Genomic DNA, 24,976 nt, shown 5'->3' with positions numbered 1-24,976 from the left:
GCATTAACAGTAAGATCTTGAACATCGCTGATAACTAAGGCATCAGCAGGAGTTACCGTAAATGTAGCCGTATCTTGTCCTGTTTGACATAAATCGGTTACATTATAAACGACGTCTACAGAACCACCACATAAAGCAGGAGCAGTATATTGTTCAGCAAAGTCTCCAGATGGACTACATCCACCGCTTACAGAGAAATTATTTAACCATGCAGCAAAGGCAGTATCTAAATCTTCTTGTGTTGAATACGTTCCAGCAGTTACTGTTTCATTTGGTACATCACTAATAACTAGCGTATCGGGGACAACATTAATAGTTTGTGTATGTGTATGAAAATTACCTGTAAGGTCATAAATTGTCCAAGTTCTAGTAATTACAGTTATTATAGGACAAGTACCAGGTGCAGTACTATCAGAATATACGGGATCTAAAGGAGTTGAATCACAATTATCAATATTATATCTCGTAACAGTACCAGTTAGAGTTAAATCGTCTGGATCATCATTACAAGTTATAGTAACTGTAGGAGGCGCATCGAAACGCGGTGATTCATCATCAATTATCGTTACAGTTTGATCACAACTAGCAGTTCTATCTGAATCATCTGTTACAATCCAAGTTACAAGAGTTTCACCTAAATCAAATTCAAAAGTTGTAGGATCAATATCAACACCACCAACTTGAGCAACTATAGATTTTATGACACAGTTATCATTTGCTACTGGACTTCCTAATAACACAGTAGTTGAACAATTTCCTTCACCATCATCAGAAGTATTAGCGGTTACATCACCTGGGCAAGTAATTATTGGGTCTTGAGTATCGTTCACAATCACATTAAAGCTACACTGAGCAGTTCTACCAGCAGCATCAGTTACTTGATAAGTGACAAGAGTAGTTCCTATTGGGAAGGCACTACCAGAAGCCAAACCAGCAGTAAGTACAGTATTAGCATCTGGACAGTTATCTGTTCCAACTGGCGTAGTATAATTCACCACAGCGTCACAGCTATCAGCATCATTACTTACAACAATATCATCAGGACAAGTAATAGTTGGAGCTTCGTTATCGGTTACAATAACATCAAAACTACAGTATGTAGTAAGCCCTACACCATCAGTTGCAGTATACGTTACAGTGGTAGTTCCAACAGGGAAAGTATCACCAGAATTAAAATTACTCGTAAGTGAAGCAATTTCACAATTATCTCCAGCTATAGGTTGTGTCCAAGTCACTAAAGCACCACATTCACCTGTGTCATTATTTACAGATATATCTGTAGGGCAAGATGAAAAAACTGGTGGAGTCGTGTCGGGATCAGTACCAATAGTAACAGTTGTTGTAGCTTGACAGGTAGCACCTCCATTAATTACCTGATCAAATTCAATAGTATACGTTCCAGCACCAATAGGATTATTAGTATTTTCTGGAGTAAACGTATAAACAGTGTTAGGATTAGTAGTTAGTGGATATGAAAATTCTCCTATTTTCACATCATTGGAATCAAAAAGTTTATATGTGGAAGCTGAATTACCATCATTGATTGCTCCTGAACCTTGAACTCTAATTTGTCCATCAGTTTCTCCAGAACAAGAAACATCTGTACCCGTAGCTGTCACTTCTAGACCAACCACAGTAATTGTAAATGAACAAGATTTTGTTATCACACTTCCATCAGGGGCAGTGTAAGTTGCAATATATTGTAAATTATGGACTCCAACAGGATAAAATCCTTGGTTAGGACCAGTTACTGTAAAATCAATTCCAGCCTTACAACCATCTTCATTTAAAAAACCTTCAATAGCAATTATAGTATCACCAGTATTTGCATTAGTAGGTTTGTCGCCTATATATGTAAAAACAAAACGAAGTTTATAAATTCCTGTGATACCTGTTACAGCACCGTTTCCTGGGTCAAAATTAACAGCCCATGAATATGTGGATTGCGCACCAGTAACAGTATAAGTATTAAGAGCTTTATTAGGATAAGGGTTACCAAGATTGTCTATCCCTCCATCTAAAAATAATTGAACGTTATAGTTCCCTTGATCATAAACAAGGTCTATAGTTACATTGGTATCATCTTCTAAAATAAGATAAGGTGTAAGAATTTTAGATTTTTCATCCTTATCACGATCATTTCCAGAAAATAATTTTACATATCCACCACCCGTACCAACACGTGATATATAATTAAAATTCCAGCAATCTTGTGATAGTAATTGTTCATTTAATTCAAACAACATATTGAAGTTACCTCCTGTGCTATTATTAGAACAAGTTTGAGAAACATCTGGGGTGTTCCAAATTACATTTGCACCATAAGGAGAGGACGTATCACCTGGAATTGCATAGGTGTCGGCACAAACCGCAATGTCGCTTGGACAATTAGCTAAGGTAATGCAGCTATTATCCTGACTGTATAAATTGGAAAAACCAAGGCACATAAATAGTATAAGTACTAAATATCTTTGTAAATTAGTTTTTAGAGTAATAGTTTTCATAGGCTTGTAAATTATAATACTATAGCAACTTTTAATATTTAATTTTGATTATACAAATTAATAAAAAGATGTAAAGAGAAAGGGTCTTGTTCTTTTTCATGACTTATTTAGATTTTATTTAAAACTAATATTTAAACAAATTCATGTGAATTTTATTAATTGCGTTTAGCTACCAATAAAAATACACTTAATAAAAGTTTTTGAGGGAAAAACAGTGAGGGAGAAACATTGATTAAAAATGTTTTAATCGTAGTTGAAATTTGATTTGGGGTCATAAATTTCTATTAAATATGTATAACAAAATAACGTACATGTTGCAACTAAAAAAAAATTATATGTTATAGCACATAAATATTCGACAAAACGCTCTAACATTTAATTTTAACGTGATTATCGTTTAATTTAGCGATATAATGATATCAACCATTATTTGTTAATTTTTTTAAAAAATATTTCAAATTCAATTAATATTAATCTGCAAATAAAATACATTTAAACGAAAAAAACAACATTTTGCCGATAAAAAATGCATTTAAACGAGTAAATATGAAAAAATTAATCTTAATAAGGCATGCAAAATCTTCTTGGGAATACGATATCCCAGATCATACTAGGTCTTTAAGCAAGAGAGGATTAAGGGATGCGGATATGATTTCCCATAATTTAAAAAGTCAAATTAATCCAGATTTAATAGTATCCAGTGAAGCTGTAAGAGCTAAAACAACCGCTGAAATTTTTATAAAAAACCTGAATTTTGATTTGGAAAAATTCAATTTAAATGATGAATTATATGATTTTTATGGAGAGTCATTAATAAGGGTTATAAAAAATAGCAATGATACCATTACTGAGCTAATGATTTTTGGTCATAATAATGCCATCACAAACTTTGTTAATAGTTTTGGAGATACAATTATTGATAATGTTCCAACATGTGGCGTTACTATAATAATTTTTGAAATTAATTCTTGGAAGGAACTCAAAAAGGGAAGAACCATAAAAACCCTATTTCCTAGAGATTTAAAATTTTAAAAATTACAAGTTTCAATTTTTTTAAACATTTAGTAAACTAATAATTACTGATTAATCATGATGGAAAGTAATTTTCACATCTCTTAAAAGTCGCAGAAAATAAGCCTTTATTTCATTAGTTATAGTTTATATATTTTGTTTAAATAGAATATATTTGTCAATAATTAGAATTTTAAATGACTAAAAACGAAAAGCACTCTAATATTTACATTAACAGAGAAATAAGTTGGTTACAGTTTAATGCGAGGGTTTTACAAGAAGCTGCAGATAAATCAGTACCACTCATTGAACGCTTGCGGTTTTTAGGTATTTTTTCTAACAATTTAGATGAATTTTTTAAAGTAAGGTATGCAACTGTAAAGCGAATTGTACAGGCCGGGAAAGCAGGTAAAAGCGAGCTTGGAGGTATTAAAGCGGCTGAATTACTTGAAATTATCACTAAAATTGTTATTAAACAACAAAGCGACAGTCTAGACATTTTAAGTAATATTGAAAAGAAACTAGAAAAGGAAAATATTTTTAGAATTGATGAAACTCAAATCCAAGATTTTCATCATGATTTTCTAAAAAACTATTTTATTCAAAAAATTAGTCCTGCATTAGTAACAATCATTTTAAATGATGTTGTTGATCTTCCAAATTTAAAAGACAGTGCTGCTTATTTAGCAGTTAGGATGGTTATGAAAGATAATCAAAAGCAATTTGCTTTGATTGAAATACCTAAAACCTTTAATCGTTTTATTGAACTGCCTCAAAATGAGGGGAAGAATTATATCATTATGATTGATGATTTATTGAGATATTTTTTAAACGACATCTTCAATATATTTAATTATAAGGCCATTTCAGCGCATATGATTAAAATTACACGGGATGCTGAACTTGATTTTGAAAGTGATTTAAGTAAAAGTTTTATTGAAAAAATTTCAGATAGTGTTAAGGATAGACAAATAGGGCAGCCGGTTCGTTTTGTATATGATAAAAACATTCATAAAGAAACTTTAGAATATTTAATGACAAAAATGGGGATTGATACTGCAGACAGTATTATTCCAGGAGGCAGATATCACAATCGGAGAGATTATATGAGTTTTCCAAGTTTGGGAAGAACAGATCTTCTTTATGAAAAAATCAAGGAACTACCAATTAAAGGATTAAGTCTTGAAGGAAGTATTTTTGAAGAAATTTCAAAAAAGGATTATCTTCTATACGCACCTTATCATACTTTCTCCTATGTCGTAAAATTTTTAAGAGAGGCTGCTTTAGATCCAAAAGTAAAAACTATTAAAATTACTATTTATAGACTTGCTGAGATTTCTCATGTAGCTAGTTCATTAATAAACGCCGCTATAAATGGAAAGAATGTGACCGTTTCAATTGAATTGCAAGCAAGATTTGATGAACAAGCCAATATTGATTATGCACATCAAATGGAAAAAGAAGGCATCCATTTGGTTTTTGGAGTTCAAGGCTTAAAAGTTCATAGTAAAATGTGTGTCATTGAAAGGGAAGAAGGAAAAAAAATTAAGAGATATGGCTTTATTAGTACAGGTAATTTCAATGAATCTACTGCAAAAATTTATACCGATAATACCTTATTTACAGCTAATCAAAGTATCCTTAAGGATTTAGATAAGGTTTTTGAATTTTTTGAAACCAATTATCAGATTTTTAAATACAAGCACATTATTACATCGCCTCATTATACCCAAAAAGCCTTGTTTAATTTGATTGACACAGAGATTTATAATGTGAAAAGTGGTAAACCCGGATATATAAAAGTCAAAATGAATAGTATTACAAGTTATAATATGGTTGACAAACTTTATGAAGCCAGTAATGCAGGCGTTAAAATTCAAATGATTGTTCGTGGTATTTGTTGTTTAATTCCAGGGATTAAAGGGATGAGTGAAAATATTGAAGTTATTAGTATAGTTGATAAATTTTTAGAACATTCAAGGCTTTATGTATTTGGTAATAATAATAATCCTAAGGTATATATTTCTTCAGCGGATTGGATGACAAGAAACATAGAAAATAGAGTAGAAGTAAGTTGTCCCATTTATGATGAAAATATTAAGAATGAGCTTTTAGATACTTTTGAAATAAGTTGGAGCGATAATGTAAAGGCGAGGATTCTAAATGATTCACAAAATAATGAATACAGAAAGAATAATAAAGAAGAAATTAGGTCTCAACTGGCAATTTATGATTATTATTCAAAAAAGTTAAATAACTAGTATGTTATTAATTCAAAAATATGCCGCAATTGATATTGGTTCCAATGCCGTAAGATTGCTTATTATGAACGTTATTGAGGAGGCTGGAAAACCAGTTTTATTTAAAAAGAACTCACTGGTTAGGGTTCCCATACGTTTAGGTTCAGATGTGTTTATTTCGCAAAAAATCTCTGAAGAAAATACGCAACGCATTACAGATACGATGCTGGCGTTTAAATTATTAATGAAATCTCATAAGGTTGTTAAATATAAAGCTTGCGCTACGTCGGCCATGCGAGAAGCGATAAATGGCAAAGAAGTGGCTAAATTGGTTTATAAAAATTCAAAGATCCGTATTGATATTATTGAAGGTGAAGAAGAGGCAGCAATCATAGCCGCAACAGATTTACATACATATATTGATAATGATAAAACCTATTTGTATGTAGATGTTGGAGGAGGAAGTACGGAGTTCACCGTAATTCACGAAGGGAAATCGGTTGCGTCAAGATCTTTTCAAATTGGTACGGTAAGGTTGCTAAATGACATGGTTAAAAAGGATGCTTGGTTAGAATTGGAATTATGGATTAAATCTCAGGCGAATTTATATGATAAAATTGAAGTCATTGGTTCTGGTGGAAACATAAATAAAATCTTCAAAGTTTCGGGTAAAGCCATGGGTAAACCTCTAACCTATTTTTATTTAACTTCTTATTATAACATTTTGCAAAGTTACTCTTATGATGAGCGAATTACCATTCTAGATTTGAATCAGGATAGAGCGGATGTTATTATTCCAGCTATGAGAATCTATCTATCCTCTATGAAATGGAGTGGGGCAAAGCATATTTATGTTCCCAAAATTGGTTTGGCTGATGGTATTATTAAAAGTATATACTATGATACGGTTTCAAGCAATACACAGTAAAATTCTGCACTTTAGCTTTTAAATATATATTTTTTCGGAATAAGATATATATTCGTTGGCATTTATTGCTTTAAATTAAAACCCAAACCTATTAATTATGAAAAAATTATTAGTATTAGTTTTAGTACTTGGTTACTCGTATTATGGATTTTCTCAAGATGCAAAATATGGCGTTCGTGGTGGATTAAACATTTCAAATTTAGATTTTGATGGTAATTCTTTAGCAGATAACAAACACAGAAATGGTTTTGTAATTGGTTTTTTTGCAGAATTTAGGTTATCAAATAAAATTAGTATCTCTCCTGAATTACAATTTTCTGCGGAAGGTGCAAAGCAAGAACCTCTAAACCTGGATTATATTCAAGCACCTATCCTATTTGACTTTAAACTTGGTCCTAGGTTATTTTTTGAGATTGGCCCGCAAGTTGGGTTAAAGATCAATAAAGTGGATGATGGTATCAGAAATTTCGCTTATTCAGGGGTTGGTGGTTTATCTTTTAATATTACACCTATGATTTTTATGGACGCTAGATATACCTATGGTTTTTCAAATATTTTTGATGAAGAATTAGGCATTAAGGCCATTAATACGAACATGCAGATTGGAGTTGGTTACAAATTTTAACCATGAATAGCTTCAGTTTTTCCTAAATTACTTATAATTTTAGATTCATATTCAAGGAGTTGTTGCCATTTAGCATCAACTTCTTTTCTATCTCCATATTTACGGGCAAACCCTAGAAACATAGTATAATGATTGGCTTCACTTATCATTAAGTTTTTATAGAATTCTGCCAACTCTTTATCTTTTAACTCTTCTGAAAGTAATCTAAAGCGTTCACAACTTCTAGCTTCAATTAAAGCCGCATAAAGCAATCGATGCACCAATTGCGTAGTTCTGCTACCTCCTTTGGGAAAGAATTTTACGAGTTCTATAACGTAATCATCTCGCCTGTCTCTTCCAAGTGTCCAGCCTCTCGCAATAATTTTATCATGTACCATTTTAAAATGACTGATTTCTTCTTTCACTAAAGAAGTCATTTCTTGAACCAATTCTGAATACTCAGGAAAACTTACTATTAAAGAAATAGCGGTACTTGTTGCCTTTTGCTCACAAAAAGCATGGTCAGTAAGTATTTCTTCTATGTTTTTTTCAACAATATTAACCCATCTTGGATCTGTTGGAAGCTTTAAACCTAACATATTAGCTGTATTTTTGATTTAATTTATCAGTGATAAACAATTTTCCTTGCGCGTCAAACTCTAAGGAGTAATTAATGTTTTTATTAGTCCCAGGCTCAACAAACAATACGTTTATTATCACCTTATTATTGATTATAGAAGCATATTCATTTATCCAAACGCCTTGCAGTATTTTATTTTGTATCATCTTTTCCAAGGATTTATCACATGTAATAAGAGCCTCTTTATTGATAAGCTTTGATAAAATTTCCTGATTATTTTTTATGATAGTTATACTTGAGTTTATATTTCTATAATAGTTTTTGTGCTGGATATTATTTTTAGTGTAAGTATTCAATAAACTATTATTCATATCAGTATATGACTTTATTTTTATCTCGTAGCCATTACTTAAAATTGTATCTGTGCTAGTTTCTAAATAGGATTCTGGGATATAGTTAATACGTTCTGAAAACGCCTCATATAATCCATGTTCTTTTAGAATCTCTTGATTTGATTTATAAATTTTACTTCTGCCATCACAGCTAATTAAAACAAAGGAAATTAAAAAAATAATAAAAGTTAAATGCTTCATATACAACAATTTATATATCTAAATCAAAAGTCTTTCTTAAAGATTCAATATGCGGATTTTTTTCCTTTAATTTGTTATATTTCTCTTTTGCTGTATAGGCATATTGCTTTTCTTTTTCTTCATTAACGGTGATAGATAAATTTATATCAAAATTATTTAAAGATTTTCTAATAAAGGATAAAAGATCATATTGTTGTCGTTCTAACTCAACCTTATTGGTAAAGTTTGGAAATTCTAAATGAATAGTCGTACCGTTTACCTTTGGAATATCAATAGATAAAATTGAGGCTAAATTATGTTTGCCTTCATCTTGAAGAATTTTAATAAACGCTTTCCAGCAATCAATAAGTTGTTTTTCAGTAAAGTCTTCTTTTGGTAAATCTTCTTCATTTATAACAACATCCATTTGTTTAATTTGGAATTCCTTTTTAGCTCTGATGCTGCTTAAAGATAAGCCTGAAGATCTTTTGACTTCTTTATTTAATATTATTTTTGGTGGTTCCGAAACAATTGAATTTTCTGAGCTTAATTCAGATTCTTTCAAGCCGTGATTTTGAATATTTTTTTCAGCTGTTGGTGGAGAAACTGATTCAGAAACTTGATCCTGGTTGGTTTGTGGTAAAGTAACTGGAATAGGTGTAATTCCTTTATTTTTAAAATAGGAAGGCGGAATTATGTAATGTTTAGTATTTTTTTTTTCTCCATCAAAAGTGATAGAGGCAAGTTGCATAAGACAAAGTTCAATAAGTAATCTTTGATTTTTACTGCTTTTATATTTCAGATCGCAATCATTTGCTAATCTTATTCCTTCCAATAAAAACTCTTGGCTGGCACTTTTAGCCTGTTCTAAGTACTTTAATTTAGTTTGTTCACCAACTTCCAGTAAATCTAAAGTTTGCGGGGTTTTACTAACTAATAAATCTCTGAAATGCGAAGCCAGTCCTGCCATGTAATGATGTCCGTCAAAACCTTTAGATAAGGTTTCATTGAATTGAATTAAAAGTTCAGGAATTTTATTATTTAAAATAAGATCTGTACTTGTAAAATACGTTTCATAATCAAGTACATTCAAATTTTCAGTTACAGCCTGTCTGGTTAAGTTTTTTCCGGAAAAGCTCACAACTCTATCAAAAATTGAAAGGGCATCTCGCATCGCTCCATCGGCCTTTTGAGCAATGATGTGCAAGGCATCATCATCAGCGGTAACACCTTGTTCTTTAGCAATGTATTTTAAATATTCTTTAGCATCCTTAACTGTAATACGTTTAAAATCAAATATTTGACATCGTGATAGTATGGTAGGGATTATTTTATGTTTCTCTGTAGTAGCTAAAATAAAAATGCAATGTTTAGGGGGCTCTTCTAAAGTTTTTAAAAAGGCATTAAAAGCTGATTGAGACAACATATGTACCTCATCAATAATATAAACCTTGTATTTTCCAACTTGTGGTGGTATTCTAACCTGATCCGTTAAACTTCTTATATCATCAACAGAATTGTTAGAAGCCGCATCAAGTTCAAAAATATTAAAAGCAAAATCTTCATCATCTGATACACTGCCTTCACTATTTATCATTTTAGCGAGAATTCTGGCACAAGTTGTTTTGCCTACACCTCTAGGACCTGTAAATAATAAGGCCTGAGCTAAATGATTATGTTCAATGGCATTTAATAAAGTATTTGTAATAGCCTGCTGACCCACAACATCCTTAAAAGTTTGTGGTCTGTATTTTCTAGCCGATACAACAAAATGCTCCATTGAAATTTCTTGAATAACAAAGTTAAAAATTCGGTATAAAATTAAGTATTATGCTGTTGAAATTTAAAAGGAGTTATTAACAATTTATGTACTTTTGCAAATAAGTAAATCGCCTTATCGCTATTTTAATTTATTGAAATGGAGGAAAGTCCGAACACCATAGTGCAACATAGTGGTTAATGGCCACCAGTCGTGAGATTAGGAAAAGTGCAACAGAAAGGATGTACAGGTAATGCTGTAGTGAAATCAGGTAAACTCTATGTGGTGCAATGTCATGTAAACCAGTGCTTGAAGGCTGCACGCCTGATGCTGGAGGGTAGACAGCTAAAATGTATTGGTAACAATACATTCAGATAAATGATAAGGGCTCTTTGTTGAGTACAGAATTCGGCTTATAGATTTACTTACTCATAAAAAACCCTTCTTAATTATTAAGAAGGGTTTTTCAATTTAAAACGGTTGGTTAGATAAAAGATATTTTCTTAAAACAATATTGTTGACGATACTATTTTTTCTTGTTCCATTGTAAAAAAACCTCTGTAAGGAAAAGGGGTACAGCCCAAGCGAGCCAAATACAAGTTGGGCCGCGTTCTTCAAATGTTTTCATAATAGATTGAGCTAAAGAGCTTTCATCTAAAAAGCGAAATAACACAAATGCAAAGGTTATGACATACGAGCGAATCATCCATTCTTTGTGTTGTGGTATTCTTTTTAGTCTTATCATTCTGTATGCCATTAATACACTTATAAGCCAAGGTAATGCTAAAAAGAACAACGCTATACACCAAGCTGTATTGACTTGTTTTGCGACTGTAAAGCTCATATACATGGCACATAATGAGCCAATTATTATGGCAATAATGTAGACTTTACCTAAATTTCTGTGAGTTTTAATATAGCGGTTTCTAAATGTGTTGCTAAATTGAATCGGGCCAATAAGTAATGCGGTCATTCCTCCTAATAAATGGCCTACAAGCCACCATCTGTTGGGCCAATAATAATTTCCAAATTGTTCTATGCTAAAATTAGCATATGGAAAAGCACGATCTATAATATAATACAAAGCTATTACGCTAAGAATTATGAGAAAAATTGTTTTTAAGTATTTCATTTTAGTCCGAATTTTTTAATTAAAAAAAAGGATACTTTTTTAAGTGCATCCTTTTTTATTTATTTAATTGGTTGGTTAGGTTGATAATAATGATTTACTAGTTTATTATTTAGGTGAGTATGATAAATCTGGTCTCATGTATCCTGTGACTTCTTCAAGTCTAGATACATATTTCATTAATTTTTCAAATACAGGCCCTCTTTCTTCACCTAATATTTCTTCATTGGCTTTGCCTTGTACAGCAGAATCTAACTCATCTTTTGAAGATACTGCAACTAAATAAAAGTTCTCTGGACAACCAAAACCGCTTCTATACACTCTGTAATAGCTTTTTGATCCTTTACTTTCAAATAATTGCTTAACACCTTTCATGGCTTCCCAAATATTTCTTGAATTTTCTGGCGTATAATATAAATAATACCAATTTCTGTAATTTAATCCTTCTTGAGTCATAGAAATACCTTCAGGCATATAGGTTAATCCTTCAGCAAGTGTTATTACAAAGTCAGAATGAGAATCGTAACATTTATCGAAGTCTGAAAAGATTTTACCCCACGCATCACCCATAGCTTTTGACATATCAGAATAAAGATTTTTATCCAATTCAGCAAAATTTTCCATAGGACTGATGTACATGTATTTCATGTCATTTGTTGTTGCTGTAACCCAAGGTCCTTCAGGATTATGCTCATTGCAGGCATCAACAAATGCTTTTGCTGTTTTCTCATATTCACCTACCATGGAAGGTTTTACGTTATCTACATGAATTTGATAACGCTGTTGAGCTTGAGAAAAATTAAATGTAAAGCTCATTAAAAGAGCCATAAAAAAAGTTGCTTTGATTGTTTTCATATTAGTTATAATATTTAGTTGGTTAATTTTTTTAATATTTCTATTTAGAAGGTGTTGATAATGTTTGCCCTATCTGAGTCATTAAACTCAAATTATCATAATAAACATCTTCCATGGCTACTTTTCCTTCTTTATTAAAGCCTATATGTGACATACCAGTTACTTTAACCTTTTTTCCGGTTGCAGGAATCCCATTAAATTCTCCGGTATTAGTACCAGTTAATTGCCAGTGCAAGACTACATTATTTTCCCAGAAGGATGATTTATGAAGCAACGTAATCTTAAAATCGGGAAATCCAGCAAATAAGGGATTCATATTTTCAACTAATCCCTGACTACCAGAAGCTACTTTTTCATCACTAACGGTTTTTACATAATTATCAGCTAAAATATCAGGTAATACTGACGCGTCTTTTTTATTAAGAAATTCACTCACAAAAATATTAATCTTATCCATCATTGCCTTTTCATCTGCAGGCATCGCATTTTCTTTCTCTATCTGCTGCATTGCAGCTGTAAATTCTGAAAGATTGTAAAACCCTTCTTCTCTCGTTATTTTACCATCTTCAAATTTAAAAGCCAAGTGTACAGGTATTTCAAGTTTTTTATTATTCGCAGCTAGTTCTCCAATCCAATTACCCCAAAAGTAGACCCAAGTACTTCCTTTATCATTAGTAACCATTTCATACCAAGGCAGATCTTTGTCTACTTCAAAATGATAACTAGAAAGATTGCTAAGAATAGCTTTTAATGATTGAGCCGTTTCATCTGCTGAAGCTCCATTTTTCCATGTATTATGGTAAATTTTAGCTGTATCGGCATAGTGGGTAGCCCAAGATTCCCAATCTCCTTTCTGATAATCATTTATTAGCGCTTTTGCTTCTTCAATCTCCGAAGAAGACATTGTAAATTGTTTAGTTTTTTTTTCACAAGCTGTGATTAAAATAGCAGCCAATCCAATTAATAAAAATTTTTTCATATTTATGATTTTAGTTGGTTAATAGTAAGAGCAAACCATAAAAAAGACTCAAAAAAATATTATTTCTTTGGTTTAAGATAAGAATGAGTAGAGTCAGGGACTCTTAGGGAGAAATCTAATGTACTCAAAAAAAAGGAATTATGAAAAAATATTTTTTTGATCTTTATTTTATTTCAAAAAAACTAAAGACATTGCTGCCATAATTTTTTGAATAACTATAAAAATCTTGATTTGACAAAATAGTGTGCTTTGAATGTTCAATAATGAGCAAGCCGCCCTCAAGCAAGAGGTTGTTTTTAAAAACTAATTCAGAAATTAGAAAAAATTGTTCGTCCTCAAAACCATATGGAGGATCAGCAAAAATGATATTGGTTTGGATATTGGCTTTTTCTAAATATTTAAAAACATCACTTTTAATAGTTTGTATAGGCATTTTAAACGTTTCTGCCGTTTGATTAATAAACTTGATACATCCAAAATCCTGATCCACACAAATGAGGCTGGTGGTTCCTCTTGATGCAAATTCATAGCTAATATTACCAGTACCAGCAAACAAATCTAAAACTGATATATCATCAAAATAATATAAATTATTTAAAACATTAAATAATCCTTCTTTAGCCATATCTGTAGTGGGGCGTACAGGTAGATTCTTGGGTGCTACAATTTTTCTGCTTTTATATAAGCCCGATATGATTCGCATTAGAAACTTTTTATTAAAGTGAAATCAGAATAATTTGTTTTTGGTTGATTTTTGTAATTGTAAGAATCAAATCTGTTACCAAAACTTACATTTCTAATGTATTTATAAGATACATCATAAAGTTCACTGTCTTTGTTTATATCACCTAAAAAAACTAAATGTAGTGTTTCCGGATTTAATTCTAATTGTTCTGTAGTAAAAAGCAGATAGTATATAAAGTCTTCCTTAGTAGTGTAATCAAAAGTATTATAGATTAAAAGTTCGCCTTTATTTACAATAATAATTTCGAAATGATCTTGGCTAATATGCACATATACCTTAGTCTCTATAGCATTTTTTTCAAGTGCTAAAATATTTTCAATTAAGACTGTTGAAAAGTGCTTATAGGTAAAGCTGCCATATTGATCATAAATAAAATTATTAAGGTTTACATAAGGTACATAAACATTAACACTATCATTTATTGAAATAGCATCAAAGGTTATAAAATCTGATTTTAAAATTTTTAAATTAAATTTCAAATAATCTGCAAGATAATCTTCGTTAAAAAGTGGTTTGGGCACCAGACTAGAAAGATCATTAACATGGATAACATTGACGGCATTAAAGTTATCATTTAATAATTCTTCACTATTAAAGACCTGTTTTAATTTTTCGAGCAGCTCAATAGGATTAACCTTATTTTCAAATGCAATATGTTTTATATAAGTAATAGTATTCGAATCCTTGTGCAGGATACAAAAAGAAAGTCCACTCAAACTTACTTGAATGGACAATTCTTGATTTATATTTAAATTTAAAGTTTTAGTCGTTTGCGCCATATACTTTTGGCCAGTTTCCATTGGTGTTAACTTCATCCATAGAGCCTACTTTTAAAGCATCTCCATTAACGCCGTCAACTGAAACTACCTGATTTTCTTGAATTACAAGGTCTCTGTTTTGATCAAATAAAATGATATCTTTTTTAACCTTAGCTTCAAAAACCGGAATTTTTACATCATTTTGCTCTAAAACACCAGCTTTCAATTCAAATTTAGCACCTTCCTGTCCTACAGGAACGTTCATCATTGTTTTGTAGCGGGTAGATGTTTTGAATAAAGAATCCTTCACTGAAACATGATCTAAGGTGTCCACAATAACAATACTCTTATAAGTAGTAACTCCACCAAATCTTTTGGTTAATTCAACATCAACTATACTACTATCACGTCTTTGGGTAATAGTAAATGAATCTGTTTCAATAAACTTTACTAAGTCATCAAAGTTATCAGTAAATTTACCTCTCACTTGTTTGTACGCAAGTTCAGAATCCCTAATGTCAATTAAACTTTTAATAACAGCCTCATATCTTTTGTTCTTAACTTTGTTGAACTGAATAGGCTCATAAATGGACATGTAAGTCTGATAGCCTAAAAACCCAATAAGAATCCAGAGAGCAATTATTAAAAATGGTTTAAACTTTGAAGGGATAAATTTGTCAACTAGCTTTACTAAACCAAATGTTACTAGAATTACAACAACAGCAATAATAATTATTTTAAACATAGTAAGTTTATTTATTAATTTTCATATTAATGGTCTTACGCAAATCTACAATTTTTTTTTAATCGTAAAAACCAATGTTCATAAAAATCATTTCTATATTTGAATAATTTAAATATTTAAGCCATTAAATGACTTCATCTGAATTTTATTCACTTATAAAACAGCAATTTCCGTTTGAACCAACCCTAAAACAAAATATTGTATTAAATCAACTCTCTGAATTTATTTTTGACAAGCAACCCAATGCACTTTATTTATTAAAAGGGTACGCAGGTACTGGGAAAACAACCATTGTTGGCACAATTGTGACTAATTTATGGAAGGCAAAAAAAAGTGCTGTTTTAATGGCTCCAACAGGTAGAGCCGCTAAAGTAATCTCCAATTATTCAGGTAAAGAAGCCTTTACTATTCACAAAAAAATTTATTTTCCAAAAAAAGAGAAAAATGGAGGTGTTAAATTTATACTTCAGCCGAATAAGCATAAAAACACTTTATTTATTGTTGATGAAGCCTCTATGATTCCAGATACACCCGGAGAATCAAAACTTTTTGAAAACGGATCACTTTTGGATGATTTGATGCAATATGTATATTCTGGACATCAGTGCAAATTGCTTTTAATTGGTGATACAGCCCAATTGCCTCCAGTAAAATTAGATTTGAGTCCGGCTTTAAATGAAAACACACTCAGTTTAAATTATAATAAACAAGTTACAAAAATGGAACTTGATGAAGTGGTAAGACAAGAAATGGATTCAGGAATCCTGGCTAATGCTACGGTATTACGAGAAGCTTTATTAAACACGTTTCATGACTCGTTCAAGTTTGATTTAAGCGATTTTAAGGATATTGTCAGATTAATAGATGGTCAGGAAGTTATGGATGCTATTAATGACGCCTATAGTACCTTGGGAAATGAAGAAACTACCATTATTGTTAGAAGTAATAAACGCGCTAATTTATACAATAAAAATATTCGTGATCGAATTTTATTTAATGAGAACGAATTAACCCCTGGTGATTATATCATGGTGGTGAAAAATAATTATTTCTGGATTAAACCAACCACAGAGGCGGGGTTTATAGCCAATGGCGATATTATTGAGGTACTTGAAATTTTCAATATTATAGATCTTTACGGATTTCGTTTTGCTGAAGTAAAAGTAAGAATGGTAGATTATCCAAAAATGCAACCCTTTGAAACTGTTTTACTGCTTGATACTATAGAGTCTGAATCACCATCTTTATCTTATGAGGATTCCAATAGATTATATCAAGAAGTCATGAAAGATTATGAGTCTGAAAGCAGTAATTACAGGAAGTTTTTAAAAATAAAATCGAATAAATATTTTAATGCCTTACAAGTTAAGTTTTCTTATGCTATTACTTGTCACAAATCTCAGGGAGGACAATGGCACACGGTTTTTGTGGAGCAGCCGTATTTGCCAAATGGCATTGATAAGGAATATTTGAGATGGCTGTATACTGCAATCACAAGAGCCAAAGAAAAACTTTACTTAATTGGATTCAAAGATGATTTTTTTGAAGCATAGTTTTTGATTATATTTAGATTGTGAATGTAGAGTCCATATTAAGTATCTGTCTCGGGGTTGGCCTTGCAGCCTCTGCTGGATTTCGGGTTTTTTTGCCATTATTTGCAATTAGTATGGCAGGCTATTTTAATTTTTTAGAATTGAATGAGTCCTGGATATGGATTGGAAGTCTTTCCAGTATGATTATTTTAGGAGTCGCTACTATTGTTGAAATAGTTGCTTATTTTATTCCGTATGTTGATAATCTGCTCGATAGTATGGCAGTGCCTTTAGCGGGTTTAGCAGGAACCATAATTGTTTTATCAACACTGGTCAACTTTAATCCGGAAATTACATGGGTATTAGCAATAATAGCTGGAGGAGGAACAGCAGCAGTCATATCTGGCACTTCAAGTGCCACGAGATTAACATCAACAGCCACCACAGGTGGAATAGGAAATCCTGTTGTTTCTTTCATTGAAACAGGAACGGCTATTGTAATGTCATTCATTTCAATTGTGCTTCCGGTTATTGCTATCATTTTTGTTTTTCTTATATTTTTAATCATTTTTAGATTATATAGAAAGTTTACTAAATCCAAAGTTTAGGTTCTTAATAAATATTATATTTTTGACATTCATTTTAGATAAATATTGATGAAAATAATTTCAATGATTCCAGCACGCTACAGTGCTTCTCGTTTTCCAGGTAAGCTAATGCAAGACCTTGGAGGTAAAACGGTTATTTTAAGAACTTATGAGGCTACAGTAGCAACCAATTTATTCGATGATGTCATCGTTGTCACTGACAGTAAAATTATTTATGATGAAATTGTAAATAATGGTGGTAAGGCGATGATGAGCATAAAAGAGCATGAATGTGGTAGTGATAGAATAGCTGAAGCCGTTGAATTTTTGGACATTGATATTGTTGTTAATGTGCAAGGTGATGAACCATTTACTGATAAAGAATCCTTACTAAAACTGATGGAAGTTTTTAAAGATGATGGTGATAAAAAAATAGACTTAGCTTCTTTGATGGGGCAAATCACAGATTGGGATGAAATAAATAATCCTAATACTGTAAAGGTGGTTGTTGACAACAATAATTTTGCTTTGTACTTTTCAAGAAGCCCAATTCCTTATCCAAGAGATAAAAATGTTGGAGCTAAATATTTTAAGCATAAAGGAGTTTATGCGTTTAGAAAGGAGGCTATTTTAGATTTTTATCGTTTACCTATGTTAACATTGGAAGCCTCAGAAAAAATTGAATGTATCAGATATTTAGAATATGGCAGACGCATCAAAATGGTAGAGTCAAATGTGGATAGCGTTGAAATTGATACCCCTGAAGATTTAGAACGTGCAAGAAAAATATGGAAATAAAATATAAAGACATAAAAGTTATTGGTTTTGATGCAGATGACACCTTATGGGTTAATGAAACCTATTTTCGTGAGGCTGAAGAGCAGTTTTGTGATTTAATGGTTGAATATGAAACGCCAAATAAAACAGATCAAGAGCTTTTTAAAATGGAAATGAAGAATCTTCCATTATATGGTTATGGCGTTAAAGCCTTTGCTTTATCAATGGTTGAAATGGCTTTAGAAATATCGAATCACAATGTCTCTCAAAAAACCATTCATGATATTTTGAATATTGGAAAAAACATGCTTGAAAAACCTGTAGAATTATTAGATGGAGTGGAAGAGGTGCTTAAGGATCTATCAAAAAAATACAGATTAATATTAGCAACAAAAGGTGATTTACTTGATCAGGAACGTAAACTTGAAAAATCTGGTTTAACAGAGTATTTTCATCATATTGAAGTGATGAGTGATAAACAAGACGTGAATTATTCAAAACTTTTAAATCATTTAGACATTAAACCTTCAGAATTTTTAATGATTGGTAATTCATTAAAATCAGACATTTTACCGTTGGTTCATTTAAAGGCTCATGCCATTCATGTGCCATTTCACACTACTTGGGCGCATGAGCAAGTAACTGAAAAAGAAACTAATGGAAAAACCTATAAAACAATTAGCAGTTTAAGAGAGTTGAAAAAATTGTTAAATTAGAGATGAAGGTATTAGACATTAACACCTGGAACAGGAAGCAGCATTATTATCATTTTAGGGGGTTAATGGACCCCTATTTTGCAGTTACTATGCCGTATAATGTTTCAAAAGCCTATCAATTTGCAAAAGATAATAATCTGAGTTTTTTTGCCAAATATTTGCATGATTGTATGAAAGCAATTAATGCCGTAAAACCCCTAAAGTTTAGGGTTATTAATGAAGATGTGGTTGAATATGACGTGATTCATGCCTCACCAACTATAATGAGAGAGGATCATACATATGGATTTTCTTTTGTTGATTTTCATAAGAATTTGGAGGTTTTTATAGAAAATATAGAATCAGAAAAATTAAGAATAGAAAATTCAACTGATTTGTACCCACCAAAAAACGGATTGGACTGTATTCATTGTTCCGCTATGCCATGGGTTAATTTTACAGGTCATAAAGAACCAATTTCAAAACATTTTGACTCTGTTCCTAAATTGGCGTTTAGCAAAACCCATAAAACGGGTGATGGTTTAGTAATGAATGTCTCAATAAGTGTTAATCACGCCTTAGTTGATGGTTATGATGTTGGATTATTTGCTGAAAAGTTTCAAAGGTTTTTAAATAATTAATTTCAAAATAGTGTTAATTTTAATATTTATAAAATATTTATAAAATATTGATAAGATGAGTTATAGAAATTTTCCAATGGTACCAAGAGTAGTTTTTGGCAGAGGTAGTTTTAATCAATTAGAAGAGATCATATCACCAAAACGACTCAATGTTAATGCCCCTTTTATTTTTCTGGTAGATGATGTATTTAAGGGGAATGCCTGGTTAACCTCAAGAATTCCTCTAGCCTATGATGATAAAGTTCTTTATATATCGGCTAATGAAGAGCCTAAAACATCACAAGTAGACAGTTTGGTGGAAGAAATTATACTCACATCTAGGCAAGGAACCTCAGGGATTATTGGTATTGGAGGTGGCACAATTTTAGATTTAGCAAAAGCAGTATCCATCATGATAAATAATGAAGGTGAAGCTAAAAATTATCAAGGATGGGACTTGGTTAAAAATCCAGCTGTTTACCATGTGGGTGTTCCCACTTTGTCAGGTACAGGTGCTGAAGTTTCTAGAACCTGCGTGCTTACAGGACCAGAAAAAAAATTGGGAATCAATTCAGATTATACACCCTTTGATCAAGTTATTCTTGATCCCGAATTAACTAAAGATGTTCCAAAAAATCAATGGTTTTATACAGGAATGGATTGTTATATACATTGTGTAGAGTCTTTGACAGGCACTTTTTTAAATGCCTTTAGCCGATCCTATGGTGATATGGCATTACAACTATGTAAAGAAATATTTTTAGGAGACAATCTTTCAGTAAATGACGCTCAGGATAAACTAATGATGGCTTCATGGCATGGCGGTATGAGTATTGCTTATTCTCAAGTAGGTGTTGCACATGCAATGAGTTATGGGTTGTCTTATTTATTAGGAACAAAACACGGCATTGGAAACTGTATTGTATTCGATCAATTAGGAGAATTTTATCCGGAAGGCGTTGCTCTGTTTAAAGACATGGTAAAGAAACACGATATATACATCCCTACAGGGATTTGTGCTCATTTAGATGATTCTGAATTTGATAAAATGATAAATATTTCATTAGGTTTAGTGCCACTTTGGGAAAATGCCTTAGGTAAAAATTGGCAGAAAATAATTACGCGAGAAAAATTAAAAAGTCTTTATAAAAAAATGTAATATGCAATGGCTCGCTAAATTTATATATTTTAAGATTTTAGGTTGGAAAGTTGTTGGAAACACCGATTTATCAAAAGATGAAATAAAAAAAGCAGTTATTATAGCTGCACCTCATACCAGCTGGCATGATTTCTACATTGGTGTTTTACTGCGTGCGGTTTTAAATGTAAAAACTAATTTTGTTGGTAAAAAGGAATTGTTTGTATTTCCTATAGGCTGGCTTTTTAGGTTATTAGGTGGAGCGCCCATAGATCGACATACCAAAGAAAATAAAGTCAGTGCCATTGCTAAACTTTTTAATGAAAAGGATGAATTTAGAATGGCCATGTCACCCGAAGGAACACGCAAAAAAGTTGATAAATGGCGCACAGGTTTTTATTACATAGCTAAAGAAGCCAAAGTGCCAATTATTATGTTTACCCTAGATTTTGAGAACAAACAAAATAAAATCTCAGAACCTTTTTATCCAACAGACAATATTGAAAAGGATTTTGAATTTATGCATAATTTTTACAAAGATGTGAAGGGTAAAATACCAGAATATTCCTAAAAGTACTTATTATATAAAATAAAAAAAACAACTTCAAAGGTTGATCGAAGTTGTTTTTTTTATTGAAATAAGATATTCTATTTTACTTCTTTTAATGCATTATCAATAAGCGTTCTTAAATGTTGCTTATGAGCTCTAGAAGCAATGTCTCCTGTTGGAGCAGCCATTGCTCTAATCGCATTTAAATTGTATAAAGCCATAGATTTTGCATTGTTGGTATAATTATCCGATTGCTTTCCGGTTAATATTGCGATCAAATTATTGGTATATTCTATTTGTAGATTTTGTCTAAATGAATTGACGTTGCCAGAAATATCTGGTTTTAAAATAGCATCATTTAAATCTTTCATAACAGATGAAAGCGTATATTGATTACCATATAATTCAGAATCTGATATTCTTTGAAGGGTATTATAATGTAAAAGATGATTCAATACATTTTTTTGATAACTTAATACCTGGTTGTGAATTTTTGGGTCTTCTGGAGTTCTAAAATTAAATCCTCTGCGTTGCATAGCCAGATAATTATATAGATCATCTGGAGCATCAAAAGCATTAGGAGCAAAGACATACTTACTTAATGCAGCCATAGCTCTTTTTTGGTCTTTTAAGCTTACAGGGGTATAAGGTTGTGTTGCACCTTCTTGCCCTGCAACGGCACGATCTACATAAACACCTCCAATAAATCTGGAAATGGTATTGGCAGCCGAACCTTTTTGTCCACTTAACAGATAATAAACACGTCTTAATTCTTGATAAGAGTCGCCATTTTTAGTAAACCTAGATTTGGTTTCTTTCATTAAATTATTGGATAATTCAATTCTATCAATAGCCCATTTTATTTGGTCATTGGATTGATCTGAAACGTTCACTCTTGGGTCAATTGCTTTTCCAGGAGAACGCATATCATCAGCATCATTTCCAAAAATATGTTCTGGTTTTGTTGATTCATTTAATAAAGCTTGGCGTTCATCTTCTGTTTTAAACGCTGTATATCCTAATTGAATGGCCCAAAGATCATATGGACCAACAGCCACATCGTCATATTGCCCTTGTTTACTTCTATCTTTTGTTACATTTAAAGCAGCATAATCCATTACTGAAGCTGTTAAACATTTTCCTTCAATAAAATCTGCATTATTCAATTGTTCCGGAGAATATAATTGACTGGCCTTCATGTTGTGGTTCAGTCCTAAAGTATGCCCAACTTCATGCATAATCAAAGCCATCATAGATTCCTTTTTTATGCGTTCAACCTCTCTATCTGAAGCTCCAGAAGCAGAAGCAACGGCATTAGCAAACATCAATTCTTGATGTAATTCTTCTCCAAGAGAGCAATATTTTCCGCTTTGATTATTTATATCAGTATTATCAAATGGTTTATGAATTGAAGCTAATTCAAATACTTTATCATATAATACTCTATTAGTAAAATGAGCAAATTCTAGCATAACATCTGCACCCAAAATTTCTCCTGTTTTAGGATTCACAAAACTTGGTCCATAGCCTCCAAAAGGCGGATTAGGTGAAGAAGTCCAACGCAACACATTGTATCTAATATCTCCAGCGTCCCAAGTGGCATCATTAGGTTGCACTTTAACAACCATAGCGTTTTTAAATCCTGCTTTTTCAAAGGCTACATTCCATTGTAGTACAGCATCTTTTATGGTTTCTCTCCATTCAAAAGGTGTAGAATTTTCAATCCACCAAGTTATTGGTTGAACCGGTTCTGAAATCGGGGCTTCTGGATTTTTCTTAACTAAATTCCATCTATGAATTAAATCTCTATATGGTGCAGAACTAGTGGTTGTTTGATCTTCAACCTGAGTTGTAAAATAACCCACACGTTGATCATCAAATCTTGGTTCATAATTATTTTCTGGCATAGCAATCAAACTATGGTAAACTTGAATGCTAACATTTCTTCCGTCTGCAACCGCATTTGAACCTCCGTTTAGTACAGAAGGGGATGAGTAAACATATTCAACAGCTAAATCAGTATTTTTATCATAATTTCTAATCGCGTTAATTTTGGTTTTAGATTTATCTAAACTACCAAGTTTGAATGAAGTGGGAGATTCTCCAGGTCTGGATGGCCTTTTAATTTGAGATAATGTTTCACTTAGAAATAAATTATCTGCTTTAATTAAGTAAAGACCCTTTTCTTTATCATAGGCTTCAATTTCAATACTGGCCATATTTCCGTTGCTAATATTGGCCTCTTTTGATTTTGATAAAGGGCTGTTAGGATTAAAATAAAATGAGGTATTTTGAGTAATAAATTCTAAATTATTGAAATATTTTTCAATTTTGAACACCTTTGATCCAGTATAGGCGCCTCTAAAACCTCCGGCATCAATAACCCCATTACCAATCTGACTGAAGTAAATAAATTCTTTAGCTATTTGATCTTTGGAGATAAGCATTTGGATAGTACCCTTAATTGTATCTTGATAAATTTTAAATAGACCATCAATTTCTTTACTCGACTTTACAAGCTCTTGAATGGTTTTTTCTTTATCCTTGGCTGCCGGTTTTTGAACACTTTCAGAATTATTATCTTTTTTCTTGTTCCTTCTGTTTTGAGCCTCATGGTTTTGAGGTATTATAAACAACACTAATAGCATAAATAAACTAAGAGTTTTCATGCTTTTAAATTGGATTTGTTTCATCTTTTTCTTTAGATATTTCTAATGATTTGAAAATTATTTTGAATTAGTCGCCTAAAATTAAATATTATATTTCTGTCTTCTTTGTTAAAAAGTGTTAAAAGAGAATGATTTAATTGTTATACATGCTTCTTTATAAATAAATATTAACGGCAACTTTAATTATTTTGTAACTTTGACGATATGATAAAAGATTTAAAAATAGCCGTTTTAATTGATGGTGATAATATTCCTTCAAAGTACATCAAGGAGATGATGGAAGAAATTGCTAAATATGGAACACCCACTATAAAAAGAATTTACGGTGATTGGACAAAACCTCATTTAGCAAAATGGAAAAATGTTCTGCTTGAAAATGCTATAAGTCCAGTACAGCAATATAGTTATACAACCGGTAAAAATGCTACTGATTCTGCTATGATTATTGATGCTATGGATATTTTATATTCCAATAAAGTAGGTGGATTTTGTTTGGCTTCATCTGATAGTGATTTCACAAAACTTGCTACTCGTTTGCGAGAAGCGGGGTTACAAGTGTTTGGAATAGGCGAAAAGAAAACGCCTGATCCTTTTATTGTAGCTTGCGACAAGTTCATTTATTTAGAAATCTTAAATACCCATGTCGAAAAGTCGGATGTTAATGGGAAGTCAGAAAAGAAAAATTTATATAACATCACCCCAAAAGTTATACGCATGCTGAAAAATTCTGTAAGCGATGCAGCTGATGATGATGGTTGGGCATTTTTAGGGGATGTAGGTTCTTTAATATTAAAAAAGCAACCTAATTTTGATGCAAGAAATTTTGGTTTTGAAAAACTGACACCACTTTTTAAGTCTTTAGATACTTTTGAAATGGAACAAAGAGATCAAAGTAATGGCAGATTTAAACTCATTTATGTTAGAAATAAATAATATTCTCTTTTAATCTAAATAATTATAATCTACTTTTTTACATTTTTATAAATCGAATTGTTGGCA

The 24,976-nt window shown here is 31.6% G+C and carries 23 protein-coding genes and 1 other RNA gene; 13 read left to right on the top strand and 11 right to left on the bottom strand.

All coding sequences use genetic code 11. The features are described from left to right. The coding region (locus V8G56_RS11745) for an HYR domain-containing protein (protein ID WP_395438643.1) at nt 1-2,504 on the bottom strand (2,504 nt) is incomplete at its 3' end. A gap of 546 nt (nt 2,505-3,050) precedes the next feature. Here V8G56_RS11745 and V8G56_RS11740 point away from each other — a divergent pair. The 4 genes from V8G56_RS11740 to V8G56_RS11725 all read left to right on the top strand — a co-directional run bounded on the left by V8G56_RS11740 (nt 3,051) and on the right by V8G56_RS11725 (nt 7,308). Continuing rightward, nucleotides 3,051-3,536 (top strand): SixA phosphatase family protein, encoded by a 486-nt coding sequence (locus tag V8G56_RS11740; protein WP_395438642.1) that lies wholly within the window; start codon nt 3,051-3,053, stop codon nt 3,534-3,536. Nucleotides 3,537-3,712: 176 nt separating this feature from the next. After that, nucleotides 3,713-5,776, top strand: a complete 2,064-nt coding sequence (gene ppk1 / locus V8G56_RS11735) for a polyphosphate kinase 1 (protein ID WP_395438641.1) — start codon at nt 3,713-3,715, stop codon at nt 5,774-5,776. Nucleotide 5,777: 1 nt separating this feature from the next. Continuing rightward, nucleotides 5,778-6,683 carry a Ppx/GppA phosphatase family protein gene (locus V8G56_RS11730; RefSeq protein WP_395438640.1) on the top strand — a complete coding sequence of 302 codons (906 nt, stop codon included), beginning with the start codon at nt 5,778-5,780 and terminating at the stop codon, nt 6,681-6,683. 97 nt (nt 6,684-6,780) lie between these two features. After that, entirely contained in the window at nt 6,781-7,308 is a 528-nt protein-coding gene (locus V8G56_RS11725; protein WP_395438639.1) for a porin family protein, read from the top strand. On the opposite strand, the gene miaE is transcribed toward V8G56_RS11725, so the two are convergent. From miaE to V8G56_RS11710, 3 genes are read right to left on the bottom strand one after another with little or no spacing between them, the layout of a single operon-like run. After that, nucleotides 7,305-7,886: a tRNA-(ms[2]io[6]A)-hydroxylase gene (gene miaE / locus V8G56_RS11720; protein WP_331630410.1), complete on the bottom strand. Its 582-nt coding sequence runs from the start codon at nt 7,884-7,886 to the stop codon at nt 7,305-7,307. The genes V8G56_RS11725 and miaE overlap by 4 nt on opposite strands. Before the next feature lies 1 nt (nt 7,887). Next, nucleotides 7,888-8,460 carry a hypothetical protein gene (locus V8G56_RS11715; protein ID WP_395438638.1) on the bottom strand — a complete coding sequence of 191 codons (573 nt, stop codon included), beginning with the start codon at nt 8,458-8,460 and terminating at the stop codon, nt 7,888-7,890. 10 nt (nt 8,461-8,470) lie between these two features. After that, nucleotides 8,471-10,219 (bottom strand): DNA polymerase III subunit gamma/tau, encoded by a 1,749-nt coding sequence (locus tag V8G56_RS11710; RefSeq protein ID WP_395438637.1) that lies wholly within the window; start codon nt 10,217-10,219, stop codon nt 8,471-8,473. Between the two features lie 101 nt (nt 10,220-10,320). Between V8G56_RS11710 and rnpB the strand changes: the two genes are divergently transcribed. Further along, nucleotides 10,321-10,630, top strand: an RNA gene (gene rnpB, locus V8G56_RS11705) — RNase P RNA component class A. A gap of 94 nt (nt 10,631-10,724) precedes the next feature. On the opposite strand, the gene V8G56_RS11700 is transcribed toward rnpB, so the two are convergent. The 6 genes from V8G56_RS11700 to V8G56_RS11675 all read right to left on the bottom strand — a co-directional run bounded on the left by V8G56_RS11700 (nt 10,725) and on the right by V8G56_RS11675 (nt 15,409). Next, entirely contained in the window at nt 10,725-11,330 is a 606-nt protein-coding gene (locus tag V8G56_RS11700; protein WP_395438636.1) for a DUF2306 domain-containing protein, read from the bottom strand. Between the two features lie 105 nt (nt 11,331-11,435). Next, complete coding sequence (locus tag V8G56_RS11695) at nt 11,436-12,182, bottom strand: hypothetical protein (RefSeq protein ID WP_395438635.1); 747 nt, start codon at nt 12,180-12,182, stop codon at nt 11,436-11,438. A 40-nt stretch (nt 12,183-12,222) separates the two neighbouring features. Next, on the bottom strand, nt 12,223-13,161 hold the full coding sequence (locus V8G56_RS11690) for an ester cyclase (RefSeq protein ID WP_395438634.1): 939 nt from the start codon (nt 13,159-13,161) through the stop codon (nt 12,223-12,225). A gap of 163 nt (nt 13,162-13,324) precedes the next feature. After that, nucleotides 13,325-13,864, bottom strand: a complete 540-nt coding sequence (locus V8G56_RS11685) for an RsmD family RNA methyltransferase (protein WP_395438633.1) — start codon at nt 13,862-13,864, stop codon at nt 13,325-13,327. After that, complete coding sequence (locus V8G56_RS11680) at nt 13,864-14,721, bottom strand: DUF3822 family protein (RefSeq protein WP_395438632.1); 858 nt, start codon at nt 14,719-14,721, stop codon at nt 13,864-13,866. The genes V8G56_RS11685 and V8G56_RS11680 overlap by 1 nt, the downstream gene beginning before the upstream one ends. Continuing rightward, nucleotides 14,669-15,409 carry a hypothetical protein gene (locus V8G56_RS11675; RefSeq protein ID WP_395438631.1) on the bottom strand — a complete coding sequence of 247 codons (741 nt, stop codon included), beginning with the start codon at nt 15,407-15,409 and terminating at the stop codon, nt 14,669-14,671. The genes V8G56_RS11680 and V8G56_RS11675 overlap by 53 nt, the downstream gene beginning before the upstream one ends. Nucleotides 15,410-15,537: 128 nt before the next feature. Between V8G56_RS11675 and V8G56_RS11670 the strand changes: the two genes are divergently transcribed. From V8G56_RS11670 to V8G56_RS11640, 7 genes are read left to right on the top strand one after another with little or no spacing between them, the layout of a single operon-like run. After that, nucleotides 15,538-16,962 (top strand): ATP-dependent DNA helicase, encoded by a 1,425-nt coding sequence (locus V8G56_RS11670; RefSeq protein WP_395438630.1) that lies wholly within the window; start codon nt 15,538-15,540, stop codon nt 16,960-16,962. A gap of 20 nt (nt 16,963-16,982) precedes the next feature. Further along, nucleotides 16,983-17,549 (top strand): DUF4126 domain-containing protein, encoded by a 567-nt coding sequence (locus V8G56_RS11665; RefSeq protein WP_395438629.1) that lies wholly within the window; start codon nt 16,983-16,985, stop codon nt 17,547-17,549. 48 nt (nt 17,550-17,597) lie between these two features. Continuing rightward, nucleotides 17,598-18,326 carry a 3-deoxy-manno-octulosonate cytidylyltransferase gene (kdsB, locus tag V8G56_RS11660; protein ID WP_395438628.1) on the top strand — a complete coding sequence of 243 codons (729 nt, stop codon included), beginning with the start codon at nt 17,598-17,600 and terminating at the stop codon, nt 18,324-18,326. Then, entirely contained in the window at nt 18,317-19,021 is a 705-nt protein-coding gene (locus tag V8G56_RS11655; protein WP_395438627.1) for an HAD family hydrolase, read from the top strand. Before kdsB ends, V8G56_RS11655 begins: the two co-directional genes overlap by 10 nt. Nucleotides 19,022-19,023: 2 nt before the next feature. Further along, nucleotides 19,024-19,641, top strand: a complete 618-nt coding sequence (locus tag V8G56_RS11650) for a CatA-like O-acetyltransferase (protein ID WP_395438626.1) — start codon at nt 19,024-19,026, stop codon at nt 19,639-19,641. Between the two features lie 55 nt (nt 19,642-19,696). Further along, entirely contained in the window at nt 19,697-20,779 is a 1,083-nt protein-coding gene (locus tag V8G56_RS11645; protein ID WP_395438625.1) for an iron-containing alcohol dehydrogenase family protein, read from the top strand. Nucleotide 20,780: 1 nt separating this feature from the next. Then, on the top strand, nt 20,781-21,329 hold the full coding sequence (locus tag V8G56_RS11640) for a 1-acyl-sn-glycerol-3-phosphate acyltransferase (RefSeq protein WP_395438624.1): 549 nt from the start codon (nt 20,781-20,783) through the stop codon (nt 21,327-21,329). 77 nt (nt 21,330-21,406) lie between these two features. On the opposite strand, the gene V8G56_RS11635 is transcribed toward V8G56_RS11640, so the two are convergent. Further along, nucleotides 21,407-23,977: a zinc-dependent metalloprotease gene (locus tag V8G56_RS11635; RefSeq protein ID WP_395438623.1), complete on the bottom strand. Its 2,571-nt coding sequence runs from the start codon at nt 23,975-23,977 to the stop codon at nt 21,407-21,409. A gap of 204 nt (nt 23,978-24,181) precedes the next feature. Between V8G56_RS11635 and V8G56_RS11630 the strand changes: the two genes are divergently transcribed. After that, on the top strand, nt 24,182-24,910 hold the full coding sequence (locus tag V8G56_RS11630; RefSeq protein WP_395438622.1) for an NYN domain-containing protein: 729 nt from the start codon (nt 24,182-24,184) through the stop codon (nt 24,908-24,910). The last annotated feature ends 66 nt before the right edge of the window (nt 24,911-24,976 follow it).

The organism is Gaetbulibacter aquiaggeris (assembly GCF_044003965.1).
Lineage (GTDB): Bacteria > Bacteroidota > Bacteroidia > Flavobacteriales > Flavobacteriaceae > Yeosuana > Yeosuana aquiaggeris.
This window is presented reverse-complemented; position numbering and strand designations above follow the sequence as displayed.

Excerpts from the sequence above, each read along its gene's own strand:
- V8G56_RS11695 (WP_395438635.1), bottom strand. The coding sequence starts at position 12,182 with ATGAAAACAATCAAAGCAACTTTTTTTATGGCTCTTTTAATGAGCTTT.
- V8G56_RS11700 (WP_395438636.1), bottom strand. The coding sequence starts at position 11,330 with ATGAAATACTTAAAAACAATTTTTCTCATAATTCTTAGCGTAATAGCT.
- V8G56_RS11655 (WP_395438627.1), top strand. The coding sequence starts at position 18,317 with ATGGAAATAAAATATAAAGACATAAAAGTTATTGGTTTTGATGCAGAT.
- V8G56_RS11740 (WP_395438642.1), top strand. The coding sequence starts at position 3,051 with ATGAAAAAATTAATCTTAATAAGGCATGCAAAATCTTCTTGGGAATAC.
- V8G56_RS11670 (WP_395438630.1), top strand. The coding sequence starts at position 15,538 with ATGACTTCATCTGAATTTTATTCACTTATAAAACAGCAATTTCCGTTT.
- V8G56_RS11730 (WP_395438640.1), top strand. The coding sequence starts at position 5,778 with ATGTTATTAATTCAAAAATATGCCGCAATTGATATTGGTTCCAATGCC.
- V8G56_RS11680 (WP_395438632.1), bottom strand. The coding sequence starts at position 14,721 with ATGAAGTTAACACCAATGGAAACTGGCCAAAAGTATATGGCGCAAACG.
- V8G56_RS11710 (WP_395438637.1), bottom strand. The coding sequence starts at position 10,219 with ATGGAGCATTTTGTTGTATCGGCTAGAAAATACAGACCACAAACTTTT.
- V8G56_RS11635 (WP_395438623.1), bottom strand. The coding sequence starts at position 23,977 with ATGAAAACTCTTAGTTTATTTATGCTATTAGTGTTGTTTATAATACCT.
- V8G56_RS11715 (WP_395438638.1), bottom strand. The coding sequence starts at position 8,460 with ATGAAGCATTTAACTTTTATTATTTTTTTAATTTCCTTTGTTTTAATT.
- V8G56_RS11650 (WP_395438626.1), top strand. The coding sequence starts at position 19,024 with ATGAAGGTATTAGACATTAACACCTGGAACAGGAAGCAGCATTATTAT.
- kdsB (WP_395438628.1), top strand. The coding sequence starts at position 17,598 with ATGAAAATAATTTCAATGATTCCAGCACGCTACAGTGCTTCTCGTTTT.
- ppk1 (WP_395438641.1), top strand. The coding sequence starts at position 3,713 with ATGACTAAAAACGAAAAGCACTCTAATATTTACATTAACAGAGAAATA.
- V8G56_RS11645 (WP_395438625.1), top strand. The coding sequence starts at position 19,697 with ATGAGTTATAGAAATTTTCCAATGGTACCAAGAGTAGTTTTTGGCAGA.
- V8G56_RS11685 (WP_395438633.1), bottom strand. The coding sequence starts at position 13,864 with ATGCGAATCATATCGGGCTTATATAAAAGCAGAAAAATTGTAGCACCC.
- V8G56_RS11630 (WP_395438622.1), top strand. The coding sequence starts at position 24,182 with ATGATAAAAGATTTAAAAATAGCCGTTTTAATTGATGGTGATAATATT.
- V8G56_RS11640 (WP_395438624.1), top strand. The coding sequence starts at position 20,781 with ATGCAATGGCTCGCTAAATTTATATATTTTAAGATTTTAGGTTGGAAA.
- V8G56_RS11675 (WP_395438631.1), bottom strand. The coding sequence starts at position 15,409 with ATGTTTAAAATAATTATTATTGCTGTTGTTGTAATTCTAGTAACATTT.
- miaE (WP_331630410.1), bottom strand. The coding sequence starts at position 7,886 with ATGTTAGGTTTAAAGCTTCCAACAGATCCAAGATGGGTTAATATTGTT.
- V8G56_RS11725 (WP_395438639.1), top strand. The coding sequence starts at position 6,781 with ATGAAAAAATTATTAGTATTAGTTTTAGTACTTGGTTACTCGTATTAT.
- V8G56_RS11690 (WP_395438634.1), bottom strand. The coding sequence starts at position 13,161 with ATGAAAAAATTTTTATTAATTGGATTGGCTGCTATTTTAATCACAGCT.